Annotated in this window: 6 protein-coding genes and 1 rRNA gene; 5 read left to right on the plus strand and 2 right to left on the minus strand. The window is 70.8% G+C overall.

Features of this window, described 5'->3' with window-relative positions; translation table 11 throughout:
* The first annotated feature begins 48 nt into the window (after positions 1-48).
* From ACH4N1_RS12585 to ACH4N1_RS12605, 5 genes are read left to right on the plus strand one after another with little or no spacing between them, the layout of a single operon-like run.
* Entirely contained in the window at positions 49-876 is an 828-nt protein-coding gene (locus ACH4N1_RS12585; protein ID WP_398096652.1) for a hypothetical protein, read from the plus strand.
* The gene (locus ACH4N1_RS12590; protein ID WP_398096654.1) at positions 866-2203 is read left to right on the plus strand and encodes a hypothetical protein; all 1338 of its coding nucleotides are present in this window, start codon (positions 866-868) and stop codon (positions 2201-2203) included. Before ACH4N1_RS12585 ends, ACH4N1_RS12590 begins: the two co-directional genes overlap by 11 nt.
* Complete coding sequence (locus ACH4N1_RS12595; protein ID WP_398096656.1) at positions 2200-3759, plus strand: SCO6880 family protein; 1560 nt, start codon at positions 2200-2202, stop codon at positions 3757-3759. Before ACH4N1_RS12590 ends, ACH4N1_RS12595 begins: the two co-directional genes overlap by 4 nt.
* 8 nt (positions 3760-3767) lie before the next feature.
* A complete protein-coding gene (locus tag ACH4N1_RS12600; RefSeq protein ID WP_382781261.1) occupies positions 3768-5192 on the plus strand; it encodes an ATP-binding protein in 1425 nt (474 codons plus the stop codon).
* 13 nt (positions 5193-5205) lie between these two features.
* Positions 5206-6696 carry a type IV secretory system conjugative DNA transfer family protein gene (locus ACH4N1_RS12605; protein WP_398096658.1) on the plus strand — a complete coding sequence of 497 codons (1491 nt, stop codon included), beginning with the start codon at positions 5206-5208 and terminating at the stop codon, positions 6694-6696.
* 3 nt (positions 6697-6699) lie between these two features.
* On the opposite strand, the gene ACH4N1_RS12610 is transcribed toward ACH4N1_RS12605, so the two are convergent.
* Positions 6700-7263 (minus strand): GNAT family N-acetyltransferase, encoded by a 564-nt coding sequence (locus ACH4N1_RS12610; RefSeq protein WP_398096660.1) that lies wholly within the window; start codon positions 7261-7263, stop codon positions 6700-6702.
* Positions 7264-7392: 129 nt separating this feature from the next.
* Positions 7393-7487: ribosomal RNA gene (gene rrf / locus ACH4N1_RS12615) — 5S ribosomal RNA — on the minus strand; the annotation flags it as partial.

The raw sequence follows: 7487 nt of genomic DNA on the forward strand, positions 1-7487 counted from the left end.
GTCGTACTACTACGTGTTCCGGTACGGCAGCGAGGGGGCGTACACGGCATGAGTCCCGGAGACGAACACGACTACGGCGAGCCCACGGGCACCCGTGTGCGCCTGCCCGAAGCCGACCCCTACGGCGGCGCCCGCCGCCCCGCCCGCTCGTCCTCGCGCAGCCTGGTCATGGTGGTCGGCGTCGTCGTCCTGCTGATCGCCGCGATCGCCTTCGCGAACCGTGGAGGAGACGATTCCCCTTCCACCGCGGCCACGGGCGAGGGCAACGCCGACAAGCCGAGGACCTCGTCGACGGCGGCGAGCGGGACGAAGCCGGTGGACGCAAAGAGCGCGGGGATCCCCTCGGGGTACGCCCGCGACGAACAGGGCGCCCAGAGCGCGGCCGCCAACTTCGCCGTGGTCCTGGGTTCGGCGGAGATGTTCGACACGGCCAGGCGGCGCCAGATCGTCGACACCGTGTACGCGCCCGACGTCGCCGCGGCACGCCGGTCCGCCCTGGACGCCGCGTACTCGAATGAGACGTTCCTGAGCAACATCGGCCTGGACAAGGACGGCACCGCGCCGAACAGCCAGACGTTCGTCTCACGCGTCGTCCCGGTGGGCACCAAGACCACCGGGTACAACGTGAACGCGGCCACCGTCGAGGTCTGGTACACGTCGCTGTTCGGCCTCTCGGGCGAAGCCTCGACCAACCCGGTGTCCGAGAGCTGGTACACCACCACCTACCAGCTCAAGTGGATCAACAACGACTGGAAGGTCGCCGACTTCCAGCAGAAGGACGGGCCCGTTCCGGTCGGGCGCGACCAGAAGGCCTCCACCGCCGACGACATGACGAAGGCCGTCGAGGAGTACGGAGGGTTCACGTATGCGCGCTAAGCACCTCCCCCTGAAGCTGACGGCTGCCGTCGTAGCCGCTCAGAGCACCGCGGTGCTGCTGGCGAGCCGTGCCCTCGCCGCGCCGACCCCCAGCCCGAGTCCCTCTCCGTCGGCATCCCCGTCGCCCAGCGACAGCACCTGTGATCTCATTCGCGGCCCCGCCGAGGAGTACTGCAAGAAGGGCAACAACCGCTCCGGCACCACCCCCAGCGTCTCCGACACGGCAGACCCCCTCTCCTCGCTGGCCAAGGGCTGCGCCGAAGCCGCCGCCTGGACCGTCGACAAGCTCAGCGTCGCCGTGCAGGACACCGCGAACGTCGACTTCACCAACGCCCGGTTCCTCCAGCAGTACGCCGTCGTCTTCGCCGCGTCGACCGTCCTGACCCTCCTGCTGTGGCTGCTGGCCGTCGCCAAGCGGGCCGTGCGGGGAGTCCCCCTCACCACCGCGATCGGCGAAGCCGTCGGCTTCCTGTGGCTCACCGTCCTCGCCTCCGCCTTCACACCGCTGATCCTGTACACGGTCGTCTCGGCCACCGACGGCATCAGCGAGGTCCTGGCGAAGACCACCGGCAACCAGACCGACACGTTCTTCGGCACCTTCTCCGCAGCCCTGGAGAAGGGCGAGGACATCGGCGGCGGCCCGATCATGCTGATCGTGGTCTCCCTGGTGTCCATCCTCGCCGCGGGCGTCCTGTGGCTGGAGCTGGTCCTGCGGGCCGCCCTGCTCTACGTCGGCGCCCTGCTCGGCACGGTCGTCTACGCGGGCCTCGTCGACAAGAACCTGTGGGGCCACGTCCGCCGCTGGGCCGGCATCATGATCGCCGTCATCCTGGTCAAGCCGGTCATCGTGATCGTCCTCGGCCTGGCCGGCGCGCTCTCCGCCGACGACGGCCCGGGCGCCTTCGGCGCGGTCGTCTCCGGACTGTCCATCATCCTGCTGGCCATCTTCGCCAGCGCGATGATCTACCGCTTCGTACCCGGCTTCGGCGACGAGATCGCCCATTCGCGCAACAACCGCATGATGCAGGGCGCCGAGAGCAAGGCCGCTGCCGTCATCAGCTCCCCCGCCACCCTCGTCGCCCAGGGCATCAAGACGCACAGCACCCGCGCCGACAGCAACGGCGGCGGATCCGCCTCCGGTGGCCAGCGCCCGGCCAACCAGACCTCCGGCGGCATGGCCGCGCACAGCTCGCGCACCGGGAACGGAGGCGGCGGATCTGTCCCCTCCGCCGCCCCCGCGCCCCGCGCGAGCAGCCCGGTGAACACCCCGCACGCCGGCAACACCCGCAACAGCAGTACCAACCGCACGGGAGGTGAAGGGCGTTGACGACTGATTCCCACGTGTCCCACGCGGTCACGCCCCGCCGTACATATCTGATCGGCCGCGCCCGGCCGAACGCGATCGTCGGCCGCAACCGCGAGTCCGGCGAGATCGCGCTCATCGTCATCGGCGCGTTCCTCGGCATGATGTGCGGGCTCCTCGTCCCCGTCCTGTCCCTGCGGATCGTGCTGCTCGCCGGCTTCCCGATGATCGCGATCGCCGCGGTCTACCTGCCGTACAAGCACCGCACGTTCTACAAGTGGTTCGAGATCAACCGCAGTTACAAGCGCACCCTGCGCCGCGGCACGGTCTACCGCTCGGCCGCCATGGAGGCGGGCACCCGGATCGACGGGCAGGAGATCGAGATCGGCCCGCCGCCCGGCATCGGCCGGATCAACTGGCTCGCCGCCCCCTTCGGCCCCGACGAGATCGCCGTCCTGCTGCACGCCGACCGCCGTACGGTCACCGCGGCCATCGAGATCGAGGGGCCCGGCGTCGGCCTGCGCGACAGCGAGGACCAGGAGGCCCTCGTCGACCGCTTCGGCACGCTCCTCAAGCACGTGGCCAACGGCGACGGCTTCGTCACCCGCCTCCAGATGCTCGCCCGCACCCTCCCGGCCGACCCCGACGCCCACGCCAAGGACGTCTCCCAGCGCGGCGACGACAAGGCACCACCGTGGCTGCAGTCGTCGTACGACCAGCTCCAGTCGATGGTGTCGACGAGCAGCGAGCAGCACCGCGCCTACCTGGTCGCCTGCATGCACTACACGCGCGAACTGGCCGCCGAGGCGAACGCCATGGCCCGTGCCGCCCGCCCGCAGAACGGCCGCAAACTGGACCGCGACGCCGGTCTCGCCGTCGTCATGGCCCGCGAACTGACCGACATCTGCTCCCGCCTCCAGGAGGCGGACATCCGGGTCCGCCAGCCCCTCGGCCAGGGCCGCCTGTCGTCACTCATCCACTCCATGTACGACCCGGACCACCCGATCGACCACATCCAGGCGATGACCCGGCGCAACGCCTGGCCGGCCGAGCTGGACGCCATGGAGCCGACCCACCTCAAGGCCAAGACCCGCGAGTCCTCCACCCGGGCCCCCTGGTGCCACGCCACGGCATGGGTGAAGGAATGGCCGATGACGCCCGTCGGCGTCAACTTCCTGGCCCCGCTCCTCGTCCACACCCCGGACGTCATCCGGACGGTCGCCGTGACGATGGACCTCGAACCCACCGAGGTCGCCATCGAACGCATGCTGACCGAGAAGACGAACGACGAGGCGGAGGCGAGCCGGGCCGCCAAGATGAACCGCACGGTGGACCCGCGCGACGTGGCCGCCCACTCCCGCATCGACCAGCGCGGCGAGGACCTCGCGAGCGGCGCGGCCGGCGTCAACCTCGTCGGCTACATCACCGTCTCCTCCCGCAACCCGGAGGCATTGGCCCGCGACAAGCGGACGATCAGGGCGTCCGCGGGCAAGTCGTACCTCAAGCTGGAGTGGTGCGACCGAGAGCACCACCGCGCGTTCGTGAACACCCTCCCGTTCGCCACCGGCATCCGAAGGTAGGGCTTTACATGCGGGACCCGATGTCCGTCCTCACCGACGCCTTCACGTCCTTCCTCTTCGGCAAGGTCGAGACCACCCGCCTGCCCGTACGCACCTCCACCGGCCAGGCCCAGGCGGTCTACCTCCCGACCGCCGCCCCCGGCCTCGGCGACTCGGGCGTGATCATCGGCCGCGAGGTCTACTCGGGCAAGGGCTACATCTACGACCCCTTCCAGCTGTACGGCCAGCAGCTCCCGGCCCCACACTGGCTGGTCCTCGGGGAGTCCGGCAACGGCAAGTCGGCCCTGGAGAAGACGTACGTCCTGCGCCAGCTGCGCTTCCGGGACCGCCAGGTGTGCGTCCTGGACGCCCAGGGCGAGGACGGCGTCGGCGAATGGAACCTCATCGCGCAGGCACTCGGCATAACCCCCATCCGCCTGGACCCGATGGCCGCCCTGGACCACGGCATCCGCCTCAACCCGCTGGACCCGTCGATCACGACGACGGGCCAGCTGGCGCTGCTGCGCACCATCATCGAGGTCGCGATGGGCCACGGCCTGGACGAACGCTCCGGCTTCGCCCTCAAGGTCGCCCACGCCTACGTCAACGAGACGATCGTCGAACGCCAGCCGGTGCTCAACGACATCGTCGAGCAGCTGCGGCACCCCGAACCGGAGTCGGCCGAGGCGATGAACGTCGCCCTGGACGACGTACGGGCGTGGGGCCTGGACGTGGCGCTGGTCCTGGACCGCCTCGTCGACGGTGACCTGCGCGGCATGTTCGACGGCCCGACGACGGTCGGCATCGACCTGGACGCCCCGCTCATCGTCTTCGACCTGTCCCACATCGACCGCAACTCCATCGCCATGCCGATCCTCATGGCGATCGTCGGCGTGTGGCTGGAGCACACCTGGATCCGCCCCGACCGGAAGAAGCGCATCTTCCTGGTCGAGGAGGCCTGGCACATCATCAACAGCCCGTTCGTGGCCCAGCTGTTCCAGCGGCTGCTGAAGTTCGGCCGCCGCCTGGGCCTGTCCTTCGTCGCGGTCGTCCACCACCTGTCCGACGTGGTCGACGGAGCGGCGGCGAAGGAAGCCGCCGCCATCCTCAAGATGGCGTCGACACGGACGATCTACGCCCAGAAGGCCGACGAGGCGAGGGCGACGGGCCGCGTGCTCGGCCTGCCCCGCTGGGCGGTGGAGATCATCCCCACCCTCACTCCGGGCATCGCGGTGTGGGACGTCAACGGCAATGTCCAGGTCGTCAAACACCTGATCACCGAGACGGAACGCCCGCTGGTCTTCACCGACCGGGCGATGACCCAGTCGTCGGCCGACCTCGCCGAGGACGACGCGCTGCGCGCCGCGGAACTGGAACAGGAGCGGCGGGCCGCGGCCTTCGTGGAACAGCACCTGCCCGACTTGGACGGCTCGTCCGAGTCGACGGTGGCGTAGGCGCGGGGGCGCGATGAGACCGGGCGACCACCGCGGCCAGGACCGGGACCGAGGGCAGGGCCAGGGAGGCGTCCCCGACGGTCTGCTGGTCGGGCTGCTCGCGTTCCTGCTCGGCATGACGCTGCTGGTGTGGACGGCGACGGGCCTCGCGGCCCTCTTCGCCCACGGCTCCTGGCCGGCCGGCGTCACCTTCCCCCGCACGCCCCTGGCCATGCGCCACCTCGTCGGCCGGCCGCACGACGTCGCCGGCGCCTGGCCGGCCGCCGACCCGTCGGCCCTCTCCGGCTACGGCCTGTTCTGGGGCCTGTTCATCGGCCAGGTGATGGTCCTCCTGGTGCTCACGGTGTTCGCGCTGGGCACGGTGGCGAGATGGCGGGCCGTACGGGCGGGTCGCGGGACGCGGACCGGCCACGAGGCGCCCCCGCCGGGACCGGTGCCGGGACCGGTCCCGGAGCCGGTGGCCCGGCCGGCTCAGCAGGAGGTGCCCGTCCCCCGGACGGAACCCGCACCGCACGCCGCGGAGCCCCTTCCCGTCACCCGCACCGAACCGGCCGTCGGCTGGGAGGCGGCGTCCCGACCGGAGGGCACGGTCCTCTACGCCGCGCCCGACACCCGCCACACCACCGCGGCCCAGGCCGTACGCGACGCCGAGGGCGCCGTCCTGGTCCTCACCTCGCACCCCGCGCTCTGGCAGGACACCAAGGACGCCCGGGCCAAGCTCGGTCCGGTCCTTCTCTACGACCCCACCCACCTCTGCGGCACCCCGGCCCGCCTGCACTGGTCACCGACGACGGGCTGCGAGGACAAGGCGACGGCGGCCGCCCGTGCGAGCGCCCTCCTCACGCCCGTCCGGCCCACCGCCCGCCTGGACCAGGCGGTCGCCGAGACCGCCGAGACGCTCCTGCGCAGCTATCTGCACGCCGCCGCCATCGACGGCCGCACCGTCCGCCACGTGCACCGCTGGTCCCAGGGCACCGGGCTCCAGGAAGCGGTCCGCACCCTGCGCACGAATCCGAAGGCCGCGGCCGGTTCCGCGGGCGAGCTGGAAGCAGCCCTCACGGCCCACCCCGAACGGCGGGACATCGCCCAGGAACTGACGACCCGTGCCCTGTCCGCCCTCTCCACGGTGAACATCCGCGAGGCCTGCACTCCTCATCGAACTGACGCCCTCGCCTTGGATTCCTTCGTCGACGAAGGGGGAACGCTTTATGTGGTCGGTGAATCCATCGAGGACCCGAGGACCCGCCCCGGCGCGATGCCCTTCCTCACGGCCCTCGTCTCCAGCGTGGTCGAGCGCGGCCGGCGCATGGCCGAACGGTCATCCTCCGGTCGGCTCGACCCACCACTGACCCTGATCCTGGACGACGTGGCGGCCGTGGCCCCGCTCGCCCAGCTCCCCGATCTCCTGGCCGAGGGCACCGGCCGCGGTCTCCCCACTCTGGCCCTGCTCCGCTCCCGCGAGCAGGCCCGAGCGCGCTGGCCCCACCACGAACTGCCGGTGTGACGCCTACGTCCGCTCGGCCCGCTCGGTCCGCTCGAGGACGTACTCCAGCTCGCGGCCGCCGGAGTCCTCGCCCAGCGGCACGACGACTCCGCTCGGCAGGAAGCCGGCCCTGCGGTAGAAGGTCCGGGCCCGGCCGTTGTCCTCGTGCACAATGAGCCGTACGCGCTCCAGCCCGCGTGACCACGCCCATTCGAGCCCGGCGTCGAAAAGCACCTCGGTCAGTCCGATCCCGCGGTACTCGGGCCGCACGAACACCCCGACGATGTGCCCCTGCCGCTGCTCGACCGGAAAGCCCGCCCAGTCCTTGGTCCCGGCCTCCTCGATGAGCACGGTGAGCGTCCCCACCAGCCCCCCGTCCGGCCCCTCGGCGACGATCTGCTGCGTCCGGTCGGACCCCTCGGCTCCTCCCGCCGTCCGCTCCTGCCAGAAGGAGTCGGGCCTCGCCAGCCCTTGCTCGTACGTCTCCAGGAAGGCGAGGTGCGCGACCGGGTCCCGCAACGCCAGGAGCCGCAGCTCCTTCACCGCCGGCCACTCCTCGACACGCACGGACCTGATCAGGTAGCTCATGGGGCCACCGTAGTGCCCGGGCGCCACGCACTCACGCGAATAATCCCGTGCTCGAAGCCCGATAAATACAGAGACCGATAAACGCAGAAAACCCCCGTGCCGGTGGCACAGGGGTTTCCCGGAATGATTGTTCGGCGGCGTCCTACTCTCCCACAGGGTCCCCCCTGCAGTACCATCGGCGCTGTAAGGCTTAGCTTCCGGGTTCGGAATGTGACCGGGCGTTT

The sequence above is a fragment of the Streptomyces sp. NPDC017202 genome, assembly GCF_044331705.1.
Lineage (GTDB): Bacteria > Actinomycetota > Actinomycetes > Streptomycetales > Streptomycetaceae > Streptomyces.